Source organism: Paenibacillus sp. FSL H3-0469, assembly GCF_038051945.1.
GTDB lineage: Bacteria > Bacillota > Bacilli > Paenibacillales > Paenibacillaceae > Paenibacillus_AQ.
Window position 1 is genome coordinate 6,194,010 of the sequence record NZ_CP150302.1, and the last position, 18,012, is coordinate 6,212,021.

19 protein-coding genes and 1 pseudogene are annotated in these 18,012 nt (G+C 54.7%); 14 read left to right on the forward strand and 6 right to left on the reverse strand.

The annotated features are described in order from the left end of the window. Window positions 1-135 precede the first annotated feature (135 nt). A pseudogene (locus NSS83_RS27155) lies at window positions 136-657 on the forward strand (TerD family protein); the annotation flags it as partial. 228 nt (window positions 658-885) lie between these two features. Further along, window positions 886-1,551 carry a VWA domain-containing protein gene (locus NSS83_RS27160; RefSeq protein ID WP_341188090.1) on the forward strand — a complete coding sequence of 222 codons (666 nt, stop codon included), beginning with the start codon at window positions 886-888 and terminating at the stop codon, window positions 1,549-1,551. Window positions 1,552-2,078: 527 nt separating this feature from the next. Here NSS83_RS27160 and NSS83_RS27165 read toward each other — a convergent pair. Continuing rightward, window positions 2,079-2,645 carry a GNAT family N-acetyltransferase gene (locus NSS83_RS27165; protein ID WP_341187499.1) on the reverse strand — a complete coding sequence of 189 codons (567 nt, stop codon included), beginning with the start codon at window positions 2,643-2,645 and terminating at the stop codon, window positions 2,079-2,081. A 289-nt stretch (window positions 2,646-2,934) separates the two neighbouring features. Here NSS83_RS27165 and NSS83_RS27170 point away from each other — a divergent pair, with 289 nt between their 5' ends. The 10 genes from NSS83_RS27170 to NSS83_RS27215 all read left to right on the forward strand — a co-directional run bounded on the left by NSS83_RS27170 (window position 2,935) and on the right by NSS83_RS27215 (window position 12,477). Continuing rightward, window positions 2,935-3,822, forward strand: coding sequence for a LysR family transcriptional regulator (locus tag NSS83_RS27170; protein ID WP_341187500.1), 888 nt, complete (start codon window positions 2,935-2,937; stop codon window positions 3,820-3,822). 122 nt (window positions 3,823-3,944) lie between these two features. Beyond that, entirely contained in the window at window positions 3,945-4,817 is an 873-nt protein-coding gene (locus NSS83_RS27175) for a transporter substrate-binding domain-containing protein (RefSeq protein ID WP_341187501.1), read from the forward strand. Window positions 4,818-4,854: 37 nt separating this feature from the next. Continuing rightward, a complete protein-coding gene (locus NSS83_RS27180; RefSeq protein WP_341187502.1) occupies window positions 4,855-5,637 on the forward strand; it encodes an amino acid ABC transporter permease in 783 nt (260 codons plus the stop codon). After that, on the forward strand, window positions 5,637-6,347 hold the full coding sequence (locus NSS83_RS27185) for an amino acid ABC transporter permease (protein WP_341187503.1): 711 nt from the start codon (window positions 5,637-5,639) through the stop codon (window positions 6,345-6,347). The genes NSS83_RS27180 and NSS83_RS27185 overlap by 1 nt, the downstream gene beginning before the upstream one ends. After that, entirely contained in the window at window positions 6,344-7,096 is a 753-nt protein-coding gene (locus NSS83_RS27190) for an amino acid ABC transporter ATP-binding protein (protein WP_341187504.1), read from the forward strand. The genes NSS83_RS27185 and NSS83_RS27190 overlap by 4 nt, the downstream gene beginning before the upstream one ends. Window positions 7,097-7,107: 11 nt before the next feature. After that, window positions 7,108-8,124 (forward strand): LLM class flavin-dependent oxidoreductase, encoded by a 1,017-nt coding sequence (locus NSS83_RS27195; protein WP_341187505.1) that lies wholly within the window; start codon window positions 7,108-7,110, stop codon window positions 8,122-8,124. Window positions 8,125-8,165: 41 nt separating this feature from the next. Then, on the forward strand, window positions 8,166-9,374 hold the full coding sequence (locus NSS83_RS27200) for an amidohydrolase (RefSeq protein ID WP_341187506.1): 1,209 nt from the start codon (window positions 8,166-8,168) through the stop codon (window positions 9,372-9,374). Window positions 9,375-9,408: 34 nt separating this feature from the next. Continuing rightward, window positions 9,409-10,572, forward strand: coding sequence for an N-methyl-L-tryptophan oxidase (gene solA, locus NSS83_RS27205; protein ID WP_341348773.1), 1,164 nt, complete (start codon window positions 9,409-9,411; stop codon window positions 10,570-10,572). After that, complete coding sequence (locus NSS83_RS27210) at window positions 10,569-11,084, forward strand: DinB family protein (RefSeq protein WP_341346889.1); 516 nt, start codon at window positions 10,569-10,571, stop codon at window positions 11,082-11,084. Before solA ends, NSS83_RS27210 begins: the two co-directional genes overlap by 4 nt. Window positions 11,085-11,139: 55 nt before the next feature. After that, a complete protein-coding gene (locus NSS83_RS27215) occupies window positions 11,140-12,477 on the forward strand; it encodes an LLM class flavin-dependent oxidoreductase (RefSeq protein ID WP_341187508.1) in 1,338 nt (445 codons plus the stop codon). 120 nt (window positions 12,478-12,597) lie between these two features. Here the strand turns inward: NSS83_RS27215 and NSS83_RS27220 are convergent, their stop codons facing one another. Both NSS83_RS27220 and NSS83_RS27225 read right to left on the reverse strand, forming a co-directional pair. Then, complete coding sequence (locus NSS83_RS27220) at window positions 12,598-13,263, reverse strand: PspA/IM30 family protein (RefSeq protein ID WP_341187509.1); 666 nt, start codon at window positions 13,261-13,263, stop codon at window positions 12,598-12,600. Between the two features lie 67 nt (window positions 13,264-13,330). Further along, the gene (locus NSS83_RS27225) at window positions 13,331-13,552 is read right to left on the reverse strand and encodes a PspC domain-containing protein (protein ID WP_341187510.1); all 222 of its coding nucleotides are present in this window, start codon (window positions 13,550-13,552) and stop codon (window positions 13,331-13,333) included. 295 nt (window positions 13,553-13,847) lie between these two features. On the opposite strand from NSS83_RS27225, the gene NSS83_RS27230 reads away from it, so the two are divergent. Further along, window positions 13,848-14,477, forward strand: a complete 630-nt coding sequence (locus NSS83_RS27230; protein WP_341346890.1) for a YfbR-like 5'-deoxynucleotidase — start codon at window positions 13,848-13,850, stop codon at window positions 14,475-14,477. Here NSS83_RS27230 and NSS83_RS27235 read toward each other — a convergent pair. Then, window positions 14,452-15,096 carry a CPBP family intramembrane glutamic endopeptidase gene (locus tag NSS83_RS27235; RefSeq protein WP_341346891.1) on the reverse strand — a complete coding sequence of 215 codons (645 nt, stop codon included), beginning with the start codon at window positions 15,094-15,096 and terminating at the stop codon, window positions 14,452-14,454. The two genes, NSS83_RS27230 and NSS83_RS27235, sit on opposite strands and share 26 nt — an antisense overlap. A 117-nt stretch (window positions 15,097-15,213) precedes the next feature. Between NSS83_RS27235 and NSS83_RS27240 the strand changes: the two genes are divergently transcribed. After that, a complete protein-coding gene (locus NSS83_RS27240; RefSeq protein WP_341346892.1) occupies window positions 15,214-15,780 on the forward strand; it encodes a hypothetical protein in 567 nt (188 codons plus the stop codon). Window positions 15,781-15,815: 35 nt separating this feature from the next. Here NSS83_RS27240 and NSS83_RS27245 read toward each other — a convergent pair whose 3' ends face one another. Beyond that, window positions 15,816-16,511, reverse strand: coding sequence for a response regulator transcription factor (locus NSS83_RS27245; protein ID WP_341187514.1), 696 nt, complete (start codon window positions 16,509-16,511; stop codon window positions 15,816-15,818). Continuing rightward, window positions 16,508-17,950 carry an ATP-binding protein gene (locus NSS83_RS27250; RefSeq protein WP_341187515.1) on the reverse strand — a complete coding sequence of 481 codons (1,443 nt, stop codon included), beginning with the start codon at window positions 17,948-17,950 and terminating at the stop codon, window positions 16,508-16,510. Before NSS83_RS27250 ends, NSS83_RS27245 begins: the two co-directional genes overlap by 4 nt. Window positions 17,951-18,012: the final 62 nt, after the last annotated feature.

Here is an 18,012-nt window from a genome sequence, read left to right on the forward strand (position 1 = left end):
GCCCCTATCTATCATCTAATACCTCCATATTATAGGAGCAAAGGCGGAAATACAATCTGTTCAGGTTGTGCAAGGCTGCCACAATGGGGTATACCTTATCTATGAACTTCTGGAATAGACTGCTATGAAGAGGAGATGAAGGATTTGCTGCTTTCAAAAGGTCAAAAGGCCGAACTCACCAAAGGAAGAGATGTAAGCGGCATAAAGGTCCAGCTCGGCTGGAATACACACCATAGCGGAATAGGCGTAGATGCGGCAGCCTTTCTGTTGTCGGATCAGAACCGGTGTGAACGGGATGAGGACTTTATTTTCTATGGCAATCCGGTCTCCAGGGATGGGGCCATAGCTCATGCTGCGGAGGGGGAGAACGGGGCGAGCCTGTCCATTTCGTTAGCGAAAATACCTCTGCATTATGCCCGCATTGCGCTGACCCTGACGATCTATGAGGGGGAGCAGCGAAACCAGCGGATGAAGGAGCTGTCAGGCTTGCAGCTGACACTGACTGACCGCAGAACTGGGGAAGAACTGCACCGCTTCGAGTATGGAGCGGATCTGTCGGAGGAGACTGCCGTTGTAGCCGGGGAGCTGTACCGCCATCAGGGAGAGTGGAAGTTCAGCGCCATCGGGAGCGGGTATAATGGGGGCCTTGCAGCCCTGTGCCAAAGCTACGGGCTTGAGGTGGAACAGGAATCCGGGAACGAAGCCGCAGCAGCGGCTGAGGTGGTAGAGCGGGAAACTGAGGTAGTGGAGCAAACATCTGAGGGAATGGGGCAGGCAGCTGAGGTAGTGGAGCGGACAGCTCGGTTAGTGGAGCGGACGCCTGAGGTAGTGGAGCAGACCCCGGAGGATATCCCGCAGTCCGCAGCCGAGCTTCCGGTGAATGTGTTGTCTTCGATTAATCTGCGCAAAAAGATCGTGGAGCTCACCCTGGTCAAAAAACAGCTCACCGGTGTCACCGCAAGGGTGGGGATTGTACTGGACATCACCGGCTCCATGCGTAGTCTCTATGCCAGAGGCGTGGTGCAGGAAGTGGTGGAACGCATCCTCGCGGTAGCCAGCAAGTTCGACGATAACGGCTCGCTGGATGTATGGGTCTATGATACGGAATTCAGCAGACTTCCGCCGGTTACCGAACAGGAGCTTGGCAGCTATGTCTTCACCCATATTATGAATAATGATGCGATTCATAAGTTCGGACGCAATAATGAACCGCCGGTGATGCAGGATGTTATCCAGAAATACACGAAGGAGGAGCCGGACACAACGCCTGTGTTCATTATCTTCATCAATGACGGCGGGGTTGTGAAGCTGACCCGCAAGGTCATTATGGCAGCCTCTTCTCTTCCAATCTTCTGGCAGTTTGTAGGCATCGGCGACTCTGACTTCGAGGTGCTGAAGCAGCTCGACACGATGAGCGGCAGATTGGTGGATAACGCCAGCTTCATGCACCTGGACCGCATCGAGGATGTATCCGACGAGGAACTGTATGACCAGCTGTTGAATGAATTCCCGCAGTGGCTGAAGGCCGCGAAGGCGAAGGGGATTCTGTAGCAGTATTCGCAAGGAGGCACATAGCCTCTGCTAAGTAGCAGCCTTCGCTCTATAGCAGAATTCGCAGGGAAGCGCAGAGGTTCCGCTCTATAGCAGAATTCGCAGGGAAGCGTGTAGCCTTTACTCTGTAGCAGCATTCGTAGGGAACCCTAGAACCTCCGCTCTTTAGCAGCATTAACAGTAAACTGAGTTTGCCCCCTTAGTGCGGGCGGATTGCACATCAATGCCAGGAATGTTGCATATAATGCAGCTTTGATTCCTGAATATTTGGGCGTCCATGAAGAATGTTGTAACAATTGCAAGAATTGTCCCGTTAAGCCGCCCGGAGGAGCAAGAAAGCTGACTTTTATACAACAATTTAGAGTTTTGGTCCAAATGATGAGGAGATTGTTGTCTTATGTGCAGGATTTTTGAAATTTACCAGCCACAGCGGCACCCCTAGCAAGCCCCCAAACGGAACCCTAAACAAACCCGAAGCGGAGTCCTAGAGCGCTCCGCTGAATCGGTTCGCCGTAAAAAAGGGCAGCTTAGCCGGTTACCCTGGCTTTAGAAGTTGATTCCGCCTGTGGACTGGCAGAGACCGGCAGCTCCAGACGATAGCCCTTGACCAGTGTATCCCCGTTCTTCAAATCCGTCTCATAAGCCCGCTTGAAGCCAAGTCTCTCATACAACTTGATCGCAGAGGCCATCATATCCGAAGTATGCAGATTCAGACTGGCTGCCCCCAGTGCAATGGCCCTTCCTGCCGCTTCGCGGATCAGAAGTCTGGCCACCCCGCGCCCCCGGACCGCCGGAGATACGGCCAGCAGACGAATGATCGGCGTATGGATGGCCAGCTCCGGTCTGCCGTAAGCAGCCTCAGAGGAGGTAAACAGCAGTACGCTTCCCACGATCTGTCCATCCTGCTCCGCTACAATCCGGGAGACCGGTCCATCGCCATGAACCGAGCCGAGAATGGAGTCACGGTACTCCTCCCAGAACGGCCCGGGCAGCACGGCTGCATATTCGCTATAAGCTTCGAGCAAGACCCCGGCAATGGCTTCACGGTCGGAAGCTGCGGCTTCACGGATTACAAGTTCTGTTGAGTGATTCATCTGGTGCCTCCTGTCCGGTAATGGAATGTGCCGTTATTATAATACATAAATCCGATGAGTATAAGAGGAATTAGATGATTTCAATTAATAGATAGAAAAGTTCTATCTGACTTGTGATAAATGTAAATTGAACTTGAAAACATAAATTTGGGGAAAAGTGGCGGAAGGGAAATTTCCAAAATAAACGATGCCTGTCAGTTGACAAAAAAAAAGCCTCTGCATAAGATTGATTAAATTCATTGTTAAACGATAGGAATAATATAATTATTGATGCAGAGGGGGACTATGCTTGAATATCGAGAACATTGAGGCGTTTGTCTACATTAACCACTACGGAAGCTTCAACAAAGCGGCAGAGGTGCTCTATATCTCGCAGCCGACAGTGACGGCCCGTATCCAGTCGCTGGAACGGGAGCTGGACTGCAAGGTATTCGACCGGCTGGGCAAGCAGATTAACCTGACAGATAAAGGCCGCCAGTTCCTCCCCTACGCGCAGCAAATTCTGCAGGTCTATCAGAACGGCAGGCATCAGCTTCAATCCAAAGGCCAAATCCCCGGCGAGCTGAGAATCGGCAGCACGGTATCGGTCTCCAATTATCTCATGCCCCGTCTGCTGCTTCATTTGAAGCAGCGTTATCCCCACATTCGTATCAAGCTGACTACTGCTCCTACCGAAGTGTTGATAGAGAAGCTGAAGGCGAGGGAGATCGATCTCGCTTTTATCCGCAAGGTAGTAAATCCGTCCATCCAGTCGTTCCCCTTCTGTGAAGACCCGATCTCGCTGTATGTGTATGCCGGTCATCCGCTGGCCCGCAAGGGCCGTGCTTCGATCCGGGAGATCTCTGAGCAGACTCTCGTATTCTTCGAATGCGGCTCGCTGGACTGGATGCGCCTGCACCGGGTATTCGAGAGCATGGAGCGTCCGCCGGGAATAGTCTATCAGGTGGATAACCTGGAGACAGCCAAGAAGCTGGTGCTGAAGCAAGCCGGAATCTGCTTCCTTCCAGCCTTGAGTGTGCAGGAGGAGGTAGAGGCGGGTTCCCTGGTAAGGGTGGATATCGCGGAGACCGAAGGCATCTCCTTGCGGACTCACCTGATTTCGCTGAACGGGGAGAACGCGGAATTCCTGGACACCCTCCTGGAGCTGGGGACGGGGACGCTGAGCAAGCTGAATTGACTTCTTGAATAACCATATTAAGAAACTCTATTAGCGCATGGCAGCGTGCAGTGATAAAGTTAATTGCATATAATCACCACTATACAGATAGGAATTATCTAAATTGAAAAGGGGCTTGAGACATGAACAAGACGATAACGTTCGCATCCACACTGGTACTAACGCTGCTGATCGCTGGCTGCGGCAATAATAACAGCGCAAATAGCGGCAAGGTCGCGGAGGCAGCCCCTCAGAATAGTTCGAAGTCCACGGCTGCTGCCGCCGAGCCGGCTAAGGTGACCAAGATCGTGGTTGGCACCGGGACAGCTTTTCCCAATGTCTGCTTCATCGATGAGAACGGCAAGCTTACCGGGTTCGATGTTGAGCTGCTGAAGGAGATTGACAAACGCCTGCCCGAGTATGAGTTTGAATTCCAGACGATGGATTTCAGCAATCTGCTGCTCAGTCTGGAGACGAAGAAGATTGACCTGGTGGCCCACGTTATGGAGAAGAACCCGGAGCGGGAGCAGAAGTATTCTTTTAACAAAGAAGCTTATGCCCACTGGAGAAACCGCATCGTTGTAGCCAAAGGTAACACCTCGATCCAGACACTGGATGATCTGAAGGGGAAGAAGGTGCTGACCGGTGCCACCAGCGCGCAAGCGCAAATTCTTGAGAACTATAACAAGGAACACGGTGCGGATTCGATCAAAATTGTCTATCAGAACGGTGCCGCCAACGATACGGTCAGCCAGATTGATTCAGGCCGGGTGGATGCTACCCTTGCTGCGGACTTCGTATTGCCGATCATTGACCCGCAGAGCAAGCTGCAGGCGGTGGGTCCCGAGCTATCCTCTGCTGATATTCTGTATGTGCTGCGCAAGGATGATGCCCCTTCGCTGAAGCTGTCGGAGGCCATTGACGGAGTGGTTAAGGAACTGAAGACAGACGGCACGCTTGGCAAAATAAGCACACAGTGGCTGGGGGCGGACGTCACTACCTCATCAGTTCAATAATGCGCAAGGCGCGTACAGCTCTGAAAGGAGGTGCAGCATGGGTGCACCGTTTGATCTAGGTTTTGTCTTCTCGTTCCTGCCCAAGCTGCTGACTACGCTGAGCACCACGCTGCTGATCGTAGCCTGCTCGCTGCTCGCAGGGATGGTGGTCGGATTTATCATTGCGCTACCCCGCCTGTATAAGGTGCCGGTTCTGAAGACCTGCGCTGAGGTGTACATTTCTTTTTTCAGAGGGACGCCGATTCTGATTCAATTATTCCTGTTCTATTACGGTCTGCCTGAGGTGCTGAAGCTGGTGAATCTGGATATGACGCGGACTCCGGTGCTGGTGTTCGTGATTCTGACCTACGGTCTGCATACCGGGGCCTTCATGTCGGAGATGATCCGCGCTTCAGTGACAGCAGTCGATAAAGGCCAGGTGGAAGCAGCTTACGCTACGGGGATGACCTCTTATCAGGCTTTTACCCGTATTGTGCTGCCGCAGGCGCTGGGAATTGCGATTCCCGTCTTCTCGAACCTGGTCATAGCGCTGCTGAAGGATACTTCGCTGGCGTTCACGCTGGGCGTGATGGAGATGACGGGCAAGGCCCAGACCCTGGGCAGTGCGACCCAGCATTTCATTGAGACGTATATTGCGCTTGCTCTTATCTATCTTGTGATCAGTTTGTGTATTGAGAGGCTGCTGCTGGTTGCGGAGAAACGTCTGCTCAGGCATGAAGCCCAGGACAGCACGGCCAAGAAGCGGTTCACTCTGCAGCGAAAAGCATCCTACCGCACAATCGTCGCGGATATGGGAGCGGGTAAAGGAGGCGGTGCGTAATGAAGCTGGACCCAGCTTTTATCTGGACGGCGTTTGTGCAAATTCTGGGAGCCATTCCTACGACGCTGTATATCACGGTTGTGTCGGTGTTGGCAGGCTTCGTGATCGGTACGGCCGTGGCCCTGATCCGGATTTATAGAGTCCCCGGGCTGTATCCGCTGGCTGTAGGGTATGTCACATTCATCCGCGGCACCCCGATGCTGACCCATCTGCTGCTGATCTATTTCGGGCTGCCGATGATCATTGACGGGCTTGCTGCACAGTTTGGCTGGAGCTTCCGCTCTGTATCGATCCCGATGATCGGCTTTGCCTATATTTCTTTCTCCATTACGGCGGGTGCTTATATGTCCGAGGTGGTACGCTCCGGCCTACTGGCGGTGGACCGCGGTCAGCTCGAAGCGGCCCATTCCATCGGAATGAGCACGCCCCAGGCGCTGCGGCGGATTGTGTTCCCCCAGGCGCTGGCGGCGAGCCTGCCGAATCTGTCGAATTCCGTGATCGGGATGCTGCACGGGTCTACGCTGGCTTTTACCGTATCGGTGGTGGACATCAATGCCCAGGCGCAGATTGTCGCTTCAACCAATTGGAAGTTCTTCGAGGCTTACCTGGCGGCGGCGCTGATCTTCTGGGGACTGACGTTCCTGATTGAGCGGGCAACTGCCGTCATTGAAAGACGGATCAATCTGTATAATCGGGGGGGAGTCGCGTGATTAAGCTATCGCAGCTATCGAAGTCGTTCGGGCGCCATCAGGTGCTGAACCATATTGATCTGGAGGTGTCCAAGGGGGAGGTGGTCGTCATTCTCGGTCCCAGCGGCTCCGGCAAAACCACCCTGCTGCGCTGCGTGAATGTTCTGGAGAAGCCCAGCAGCGGCGAAATCTCAATCGGGGACTTCAAGCTGGACTTCCGGCACGCCCGCAAGAAGGATATCCACCAGCTCCGGCAAAAGACCGCCATGGTCTTCCAGCAGTACAATCTGTTCCGGCATAAAACCGCGCTGGAGAATGTGATGGAGGGCCTCCTGGTCGTCAAGAAGCTGCCGAAGGAGGCGGCGAGAGAGAAGAGCATCGCCCTCTTGGAAAAGGTGGGGCTCGGCGCTAAGCTGGATTCCTATCCTAGCCAGCTCTCCGGCGGCCAGCAGCAGCGGGTCGGGATCGCCCGGGCGCTTGCCCTGGAGCCGGAGGTCATCCTCTTCGATGAACCGACCTCGGCTCTGGACCCGGAGCTGGTAGGCGAGGTGCTTGCGGTGATCCGCAAGATTGCCAAGGAAGGCATCACGATGATTGTGGTGACGCATGAAATGGGATTCGCCCGCGATGTGGCGAATCATGTGGTGTTCATGGACGGCGGAGTGATCGTCGAGGAGGGCACGCCCACGGAGGTATTCAACCATCCGCGTGAAGAACGAACGAAGCAGTTCCTGAAGAGGATTACGCCGGAGCTGAACTATTCTATCTAGGAGGCATATCTATGGCAATTACAATCAGCGTACTCGACCAAAGCCCGATCTATCCGGGGGAGACGTCGGAAGAGGCTTTTGCGCATACAATCAGCCTGGCGCAGCTGTCGGAACGCCTCGGCTTCCGCCGCTTCTGGGTATCCGAGCATCATGATTCCGAGCAGGTAGCCGGGTCTTCTCCCGAGGTGCTCATCTCACACCTGCTGGCCAAAACGGAGCGTATCCGCATCGGCTCCGGCGGAATTATGCTTCAGCACTACAGCCCCTACAAGGTGGCTGAGAATTTCAACGTGCTGGCTTCGCTGGCCCCGGGACGGGTGGACTTAGGGGTAGGCCGTGCCCCCGGCGGCTTGCCCCGCAGCACACAGGCGCTGCAACAGGTAGCCGGGGAAGGGGCTTCGTTAACGGACAAAATCACGGAGCTGGAGAAGTACGTACATAACCGGCTGGAGGAGGAGCATCCGCTCTACGGGCTGAAGGCAGGCCCGCTCCCCGGCATCCCGCCGGAGCTGTATGTACTTGGTGCCAGTGTCGCCAGCGCCGAGATCGCTGCCGGATTGGGATTGCCGTATGTGTTCTCCCTGTTTATCGGCGGCGATCAGGCTGTTGCTCTAGAGGCGGTGCGGGCTTACCGCAGCGGCTTCAATAGCAGCGGCGGTAAGGAACCACGGGTAATTATTGCGCTGGCTGTCATCGTGGCCGACACGGAAGAGGAGGCCAAGGAATTGGCTGGAGCGCATAAGCTGATCCGCATCCGTTTCGCCAGCGGCAAGATTTTGACTCTGGCCAGCCGGGAGCAGGCCGAGGAGTTCACCCGCCAGAGTGAGGAAGCGTACACGCTGGAGGAGCGGGAGCCTGAGATTACCCAAGGAACGAAGGAGACGGTTCGTGAGCAGCTCCTGGCGTTAGCCGAAGCTTCTGGCGTAGAGGAGTTCATAGTGACGACCAATGTGCAGCCCTTCGATAAGCGGCAGCGTTCCTTCGAGCTGCTGAGTGAGGCGCTGGCCGAAGTACCGGCGGAGGCATAGCCCAGTGAAGACATCTGGTTAACAAGCAAGGAGGCCCGCTAATGACAAATTCAGCCACGGAATCTGCTGCACAGGAAGTACATTCGTTATCATTCAAGGAGCGACTGGTTGAAATCAGGCGTCATCTGCACCAGCACCCGGAGCTGTCAGGGGAAGAGGTGGAGACTAGCGTGTATATCACCTCACTGCTGAAGCAGGCGGGTGTGAAGATAGTAGATTACGGACTGAAGACTGGAGTGATTGCCGAAATCGGCGGCCAGCAGGGCGGACCGGTGATTGCGCTGCGGGCTGACATAGACGCCTTGCCGATCCAGGAAGATACCGGACTGCCGTATGCCTCACTGTATCCAGGCAGAATGCATGCCTGCGGGCATGACTTCCATACGGCAGCGCTGCTTGGAGCTGTGTATGAGCTCAAGGAGCAGGAGAGCAGCTTGAAGGGAACGGTACGCTTTTTGTTCCAGCCCGCCGAGGAGAAGGCGAAGGGAGCGCAGCAGATCATCGCATCTGGGGGGCTGGATCAGGTCCGCGCAGTAATCGGCATGCATAATAAGCCGGAGCTCCCGGTAGGCACCATTGGCATCAAGGCTGGTCCGCTTATGGCGGCCGCAGACGGCTTCGCTGTCAGCATCCGGGGCTTCGGCTCCCATGCCGCCGTGCCGGAGGCCGGAATAGACCCCATCGTGGCAGCTTCCCATATTGTAACTGCGCTGCAGTCCATCGTCAGCCGGAATGTGGGCAGCCTGGATAGCGCAGTCATCAGTGTCACACAGATCCACAGCGGGAATTCGTGGAATATCATCCCGGACACAGCGGTACTGGAAGGAACGATTCGTTCCTTCGATGAAGCGGTGCGCGGCAAAGTAGTGAAGCGGTTCGAGGAGGTGGTCACAGGTGTTGCTGCTGCACTTGGAGCTGAAGCCAGTGTGCGCTGGATCGGCGGGCCGCCGCCGGTCATCAACGATGCGCTGCTGGCCCGGCTGGGCGAAGAGACGGCAGCGAATCTGGGCTATACCGCGGTGCAGCCGGTGCCGTCTCCGGCCGGGGAGGATTTCGCCTTCTACCAGCGCGAGGTACCCGGATTGTTTGTCTTCACCGGTACAGCCGGAAGCAGGGAATGGCATCATCCCGCCTTCGAGCTGGATGAAGCGGCGCTGCCGGTAGGCGCGGGGTTCTTCAGTGATCTGGCGGTCCGTGTGCTTGAGCATCTGGCGGGGGAGAGGGGTGCAGATCATAGCGGAGCATTCTGATTATGATGTCATTATTGCCGCCGGCGCAGGCTCCATGGGCATGAGCGCAGGCTATCATCTCGCCCGGCGCGGGGTGAAGGCACTGCTGATCGATGCCTTCGATCCGCCGCATACGGAAGGAAGCCATCACGGGGAGACCCGGCTGATCCGGCATGCCTACAGCGGCGATCCGGCCTACATTGACCTGGCGCTCCGCGCCCAGATGCTGTGGGAAGAGGCGGAAGCAGAGAGTGGGACGGAGCTGCTTGTCCCTGCGGGCGTGCTCAATCTGGCAGACAGCAGCGTATATTCCTTCGCCGGACGCCATGCGGAAGCGCGGAAGCGGAAGGTGCGGACCGAGCATCTGGATGCGGCGGAAATCCGCCGCCGCTGGCCGGCCCTGACCCTCCCGGACTCCTTCGAGGCCATGTATGAGCCGGAGGCCGGTTACCTGTACAGTGAGCGGTGCATTACAGCCTACCGGCAGCTTGCGCTTGCTCATGGTGCGGAGCTGCTGACGAATACACCTGTGCTGAAGGTGACGGCCCGCGAAGGGAGCGTTACCTTTCATACGAAGAACGGAGATTACCATGGAGCCGCTGCTATTCTCAGCGCCGGGGCCTGGTTCAGTTCATTGTCGCCCTTCGTTAATTTGCCGATAAAGGCTGTACGCAAGGTAGTAGGCTGGTTCGGGAGTACGCCGGCCTTCGATGCCGGGAAGTTCCCCGGCTTCACTCTCGGTTCCGAGCAAGGCGGGTTCTACGGCTTCCCCGCTATCAGCGGGGCAGGGCTGAAGATCGGCCGCCACGACACGGGCGAAGAGTGGAAGCCGGGTGAACCGCTGGCACCCTTCGGCAGCCGGGAGAGTGATGAAGGTGACCTGCGCCGTGTACTTGAAGCTTATATGCCCGGCGCTGCCGGGAAGCTGCTGAAGGGTTCTGTCTGCAAGTATGAGCATACACCGGATGAGGATTTCATCATCGACCGCCATCCCGTTCACAGCCATGTGCTGCTGGCCGGAGGCTTCTCGGGCCATGGCTTCAAATTCTCCAGCGTGGTCGGCGAGATTCTCGCGGATCTGGCTGTGCAGGGACATACTCGGCAGAATATAGCTCCGTTTGCGTTGTCGCGCTTCGATAATAACGCAAGACTAACTGAGCATATCCCATCAGCGGGTAACAACGATAATTCAAACATATACTGGAGGGAATCGCAATGAGCAGTGTGAGTGTGGAGCTAGACGGCTACTTGAATACGCATGGGCAATTGGTCCAGGCGGTGGAAGGCTTATCCGATGAACAGCTGAGGTGGAAGGCAGAGCTGTCAAGCTGGAGCGTGACCGAGGTGTTGGCCCATTTGGCGGATCACAGCATTGTGGTCTCCTTCCGTATCCGTGATATTCTGGCGGATACGAAGGTGCAGCTCCCGGCATTCCAGCAGGATGCGTGGGTCAGCGGACAGCATAGTAACCAGGGGCAGGCCGGAGACAGCCTGGAGCTGTTCCGCAGCCTGCTGCATTACAACAGTCTGCTGCTGGGAAGGCTGAGCCCCGCAGAATGGGAGAAAAGCGGGATTAACTTCAAAGGCGAGCCGGTGCGGATTACCGATATTGTCCGCAGCTTCACCGCCCATGTGCAGAATCATCTGGCCCAGATTGAACGGGTGAAGCGGGGAGCACAGGCGGGTCAAGCGAATCCAGCGAATTATGCATCGCAGCAAGCGGCTCTGTAGGAATAGTGTCATGAGGAACCAAGCGGTCTGAATACCCATTCGAGGAGGAATGAACATGACGAAATCAAGACAGTTGAAGCTGGGAGCTCTATTGCACGGAGTGGGAGGAAGCACCTCCATGTGGCGCCATCCTGATGCGAAGCCCGATGCCAGTGTGAACTTTGAGCTATATAAGGAGTGGGTACGCAAGGCAGAGGAAGGCAAGCTGGACCTGATCTTCATTGCCGACGGTCTGTTCATCAATGAGAAGTCAATCCCGCACTTCCTGAACCGCTTCGAGCCGCTGACGATTCTTAGCGCATTGGCAGCGGTCAGCAGCCGGATTGGTCTGGTCGGGACCTTGTCTACCTCTTACAGTGAACCGTTCACGGTAGCCCGCCAATTCGGCTCGCTCGATGTGATTAGCGGCGGACGGGCCGGCTGGAATGTGGTGACTTCACCGCTCGAAGGCTCTGCACTGAATTACAGCAAGAAGGAGCATCCCGATCATGGCAAGCGGTACCGCATTGCCGCCGAATATCTGGAGGTGGCACGCGGGCTGTGGGATTCCTGGGAGGATGATGCTTTTGTGCGGAACAAGGAGACAGGTGTCTTCTTCGATAAAGATAAGCTGCACACGCTTGATCACCAGGGGGAATTCTTCTCGGTAAAGGGACCGCTCAATATCGCCCGCTCGAAGCAGGGACAGCCGGTGATTTTCCAGGCAGGCTCCTCGGAGGTCGGCAAGGATTATGCCTCAAGTGTGGCAGATGCCATCTTCACCGGCCATGATACTCTGGAATCGGCGCAGGCATTCTATAAGGATGTAAAAACCCGTGTAGCATCCTTCGGGCGCAATCCCGATGAAGTGTTAATCTTCCCGGGGATAGCACCGATTCTCGGGGCCACCCCGGAGGAGGCGGAGCGCAAATACCAGGAGGTTGCCGGACTGGTAACGATCGAGAATGCGCTGAACTATCTGGGCCGCTTCTTCGAGCATCATGACTTCTCGCAGTATCCGCTGGATGAGCCGTTCCCGGATCTGGGCGATCTGGGCCGAAATAGCTTCCAGAGCGGAACAGATAAGATTAAGAAGGACGCCAAAGAGCAGGGCTTAACCCTGCGGCAGGTCGCCTTACAGTCGGCTACACCGCGCAGCAGCTTCATCGGTACGCCGGAGCAGGTGGCCGATCAGCTTCAGGCCTGGTTCGAGGGCGGAGCCGCCGACGGCTTCATGCTGGCCGCCGCCGTACCGCACGGCCTGGAGGAATTCGTGGATCAGGTGGTTCCGATTCTACAGGAGCGCGGACTGTTCCGTACCGAATATGAGAGCGATACGCTGCGGGGCAATCTCGGCTTGCCGATTCCGCAGAACCGTTATGCCAAGGCTTCTGAACCGGCGGGACAGGTGTGAGTCAGGTGCGTTCCAGCAGACGTTGATGGCGTACAGGATGATTCAACAGCACAACAAAAAGGATGCCATCCCTATGACCAGGGAGGCATCCTTTTTGCAATTACGGACGATACCGTCAGCTTACTTCCGGTTACGGAGGCGTTCCAGCTCGGCTTCCACCGCGCTATTGATGGAAGATTCATGAGCCGCTGCGGCCAGCCCGGCCTGCTCGGCCATTGCTTCCTGCATGGCGATTTTGTCCTCCATCCGTTCGAATCCGCGTGAGGCAGAACCATTGTTCAACACCTGGCCGGGATAGCCTGCCGGAGAAGCAGCGCTGTAAGCTTGGGCTGCTTGCTTGGCTTCTGCGGCCTTGCGGGCGCGTTCGGCCAGCTCGGCTCTTTTGGCTTTGAGACGTTTCTGTTCTTCCTTAACACTGGCAAGCTGTACTTCAAGGGAAGCCAGAGTAGCCTGGGTCTCTTTCAGGCCGGCGGTGCATTCCTGTTCGCTCTCCGTGTAACGGATCTTAGCCATAACCGCAGTGCGGGCAGCCGGTTCATTGCCTTCGCTCATGTACTGGACTGCTTCCGCTTCACTGCGCTCTGCAAGCACCTTGTATTCGTAGATCCGGCGCTCCAGCACACTGGCTGCTGCCTTAAGTTCACGCTGTTTGCCTTCGGCACCAGTGATTTTGTCCTCCAGGTCACGCAGATATTGGCCAGTCAGCAGGATTGGATCTTCCAGTTTGTTCAGTCCTTCATGAATAGCAGCCTTGGTCAGGGTAGTAATTCTTTGGAATATGCTCATTATAATAATCTCCTTTGTATGTGGGTTTAGTTGGTTTAGTTATTTTGGCAAGGGATATCGCAAGTAATTAGTAGTTGTTAAAGCCGTCACCGAATCCGCCGTAGGATTCCTGGGGAACAATAAGGCTGCCGATGATATAGAGAAAAACTACAGTGCCGAAGCTGAATATCGTAGCGATAGCAACAATCAATCTTACAAGGGTCGCATCCACTTTGAAATAGCGCGCCAGTCCTCCGCATAAACCTGTGAGTTTCTTGTCTGTTACGGAGCGGGTTAATTTTTTATTCATAATATATCTTCCTCTCATATTAGATGACCGCCGGTGTGGCGTGTTCATTTCCGTTGTCTATGTATGTATTGTACGAATTTATCCTTCCTGGCAAAACAGCCTGCAGACGGTTCTTTGTTCCCGACCTTAGTCGGGGATGAGGACCGCAATAGGACGGGGAGAGGCCGGGAAATAACGTTAGAGGTGCGCAGCAGCAAGGATTTTACACAATCGGTCCTGCGGTTCATCCGGGGTTAACATTGGAGGATTAGACTGAATTCTAGCGTAGCCTAACTAACATACGGGAGGACTAGCCATGGGAATTCACAAGTATTTTCGCTCACTGAATGAGCTGGAGCGCATCATCCGCTGTCCGGGAAAATTCAAATTCGAGGAGCACAGCGTTGCGGCCCATTCCTGGAAGGTCGTGCAATACGCGAAGACGCTGGCGGATATTGAAGAGAAGCACGGGGCGGTGATCGACTGGAAGAAGCTGTACGAGATTACGAGCAGCCATGATTATGGAGAGATTTTTATCGGGGATATCAAAACGCCGGTGAAGCACTCCTCGCTCCAGCTCAGGTCACTGATCCAGCAGGTGGAGGAGGGCATGATCGACAACTTCATCAAGGAGCATATTCCGGATGAGTTCAAAAGCATCTTCTACCAGCAGCTGCGCGAGGGTAAGGATGAGTCGCTGGAGGGACTGATTCTGGAGGTTGCGGATAAGATGGATCAGGTGTATGAAGCATTCGCCGAGCTGCAGAGAGGGAACACGGAGAAGGAATTTGTGGTGATGTACCGCAATGCGCTGATCAAGATCAAGCATATTGACCTCAAGTGCGTGGAGTACTTCCTGGCAGAAATTCTGCCGGATATGGTGAACGAGGAGACGCTGTCTCCGATTGATATTAAGAGAATTACGGAAGAGGCGCTGGCTCTGTAGATGAGCTGTGGCTCTTTTTTTGAACCCATACAGCAGATGTATTAAAAGCAATATGCAGCGGAACCGTCAGCAAGAGCGACTCCGTAACCTGCGCGAACAGCCCGAAGAAGATCCCTCCGCTCAGCGCGAACAGCATAAACCGGACACTCTCGCGGTTCAGCCGGTAATACTGCAAATGCGACACAGCGAACAGGAAGGCTGTAAGGAGAATAGCGCCGCTGATATCGATGATTCCCGTGGCATGGAGTTGCCCAAGACCCGGATGCTGCGCGAGAATGGGCAGAACCAGCCCCCGGAAAGCAATCTCTTCAAAGATCGGGAAGCACAGCACGAAGTTGACTGTATTATAAGTGCCTGCTGGATTATAGCCGGAGGATCGGGAGATGATCAGATTCACAAGCAGTATGATAAGGAACAGCGGAAGCACCCTCATTACATCTTGTGGAGCGTTGAAGGTGTAACCGTTGCTCCAGAGAAGACTTCCTCCAATCATGGCAGCTCCCCAATAATAAATCGTATACCGTTCTTGCGGTTTAGAGATAACCCCGAGTACCCTCTCGAAGATTCTGTATGAAAAAGACAGCAGTACAGCGATAACACATAATTTCAGCAAGGGCATGAGTGGTTGACCTCCAGATAAAGTTGAAGTGTTAGAAAATAAAGGAGATGAATGTTACGGCGGACAGATCGGTAGAAATGATACATTAAAAGGAAAAATAAGGATGGTGCATTCCTGTTGCAGTATTTCAATCTCATACCCGTTTCCGTTACGCTAGTCTGGTTCAGCATTCTGCTACTGATCGTATGGACCGTAGACTTCGTACAAGGCGGGTCCGTGGAACCGCTTCGAGCGGTTAGCCTCCGGGAACGGTCTAAATCTATCATGGCGGATATTCTGATCTTTGCCGCCTTGAACGGTTTGCTTATGTATGCCGTTCATCCCATGGATAATCTGCTGCTGATTTCGCTGGCTGCTGCGGGACTGCTTGTTACTTACTACTTGTCTTCAAAAGCGTTCAGGAAGCGCTTACCTTCCCGGCCTTGGATCTTGCTGATCCACGTTTTGCTCGGCGCAGGCTTCTACCTGCTGTTCGGTATGCTGCTGATGAGCAAGCTGGTCGTCACCTATAACCTTAACATGACAAAACAGTTTGATATACTCTTTTTTGTCTATGGCCAGGACCGGCCGGTGGTGTACGGAGTGCTGCTGATTATGGCTGTGCTGTATTTCGTGATCGGGAAGCTGCTGATGCGGCCTCTGTATAGCTGGTACAGAGCGGTTTATTACGGAGGCTCCAAATAGCCCCCGGACCATACGAGTGGCCGGAGGCTGCTTAGCTACACCTGAAAACGATATCCCGCTCCCCATACGGTCTGAATGTATTTCGGGTTGCCGGGGTCCTGCTCGATCTTGTCGCGCAGCCTGTTGATATGGACGGCTACAGTGGCGTTATCCCCCATGGCATCGAAGCCCCAGATCCGTTCGTACAGAGAATCCCGGCTGAAGACGATATCCGCATTGACAATCAGGAAGTGCAGCAGGTCGAATTCCTTCTTCTTCAGCTCCAGTTCCCGGCCGTGCAGATAGGCTCTGTGGGATAAAGTATGGATGATGAACGGACCGCTCTCGATCCGGCTGCTCTCTGTACTGCCGCCGCTCATGCCCTTAAGTCGGGCATACTGAGCCAGATTGGATTTGACCCGGGCCACTAGTTCACCTGGTGAAAAAGGCTTGACGATATAATCATCGGCCCCAAGCCCCAGGCCCCGGATCTTGTCGATGTCTTCCTGCTTGGCCGTGACCATAAGGATAGGAATGTCGAGCCGGCTCCGCAGCTTGCGGCACACCGAGAATCCGTCTTCCCCTGGCAGCATCAGATCGAGTAGAATAAGCTGGAATTCCCCTGTTAGCGCCAGCTCAAGCCCGGTGATGCCATCCTCGGCAACCTCCACCGTGAAATCATTAATTTCCAGATAATCCCGCTCGATCGCTGCAATTGCACTATCATCTTCAATGATTAATACTTTGGTCATAGCAAGGCCCCTTTATCCAGCACTGGCAGTGTGATAATGATGCACAAGCCCCCTGCCGTGGAGGGCTCTGCGTGAATACTTCCGCCCATCCGGCTGACAGCTTTGGCTGTGATTGCAAGCCCCAAGCCGCTGCCTTTAGTCGGGTTATTGCGCGAAGGATCGCTGCGGTAGAACACATCAAACAGCTTATCGAGTGCATTCTCCGGCACGCCGGGTCCGTTATCTTCCAGATAGATGAACACATTGCTTCCCTGTACTTCGGTACGGATGGTTACCTGGACACGCTCCTTAAGCTTGTACTTCCAGCTGTTCTCCAGAATGTTGAATACCATGCTGCTGAGCTGCGCCGGATCGGCGAAGATATGCACATCCGCAGCAAGTCCCGCAATGACTACGTCCAGCCCTTTGTCCCGGTACTCTTCGGCCATAGCTTTAATTAGGGAGAGCAGCTCCTGATTGACCTCCAGCATCTCGGGCTCGTATGGATAATCGCCCAGGTCCATTTTGGAGAAAAGAAAGATCTTGTTCACCATCCGGTCAATATCCTCCGCCTTGGTCTTGATCATGGTGATATATTTCTTCTGGGATTCAGGGGTAGCGGCCACCCCATCCAGAAGCCCTTCCGAGTACGCCCGGACAGAGGTCAGCGGGGAACGGAGATCATGCGATATCCCGGCAAGCAGCTCCTTGCGGCTCTCCTCCTGCCTCTGGATCAGGCGCTGGGATTCTTTGAGGCGTATAGCCATGTCATTGAAATCCTCACAGACTGGAGTGAATTCATCCTTGTTCCCGTACTGAATTCTGACATCCAGATTGCCGTCCCGGATCTGATGCACCCCGTCTGCCAGCGTGTCCAGCGGCTGCTTAATCCGCTTGAACACAAACCGGGTAAGAAATTGATTGGTTACAAAAACAGCAGAGATGATCCCCAAGGTAACCAGAATAAGAAATGTAACCATAGCCGGAGTCACTTGTCCGTCCGTAGAATCATAGGCCGGGCCGATAATGCTGACAGTATAAGTGCTGCCCTTAATACGGATCTGTTCAGCAAAGACCTCTTTGTTCGAGGTAGAAGCGAACCCTTGTCCATCCATGGCCCTGACGGTCTGCAGCAGCTTCTCTGTCTCCGGGGTCTCCTTAAAATTGAAGCCGATCAGCCTTGTCCCGGAATCGTAAACCGCCAGACTCATGTCCTCCGGTTTCAATATCTCTTCGATCTGGCGGCTTAGCTCAGCCTGCTTCTGCGCCCCCTCGTTGTTCAGCAGCTTCGCGGACAACTGAATCAGATCATCGTAGCCGGTATAGAACGGGCTCTGCTTATCATGCTTCGATACCTTGAACAGGAGGGACACGCTAACAAAAGCAATGAACAAGGAAATACAGACGGGGATTACAATCATCAGGATATTTGAGATGAATAAGCGCCGCTTAATGGTCATAACCGGTTCCTTCCTGCAGGCATTTTATCGTGCTTAATCATTCCATCATACCATCCGTTGCA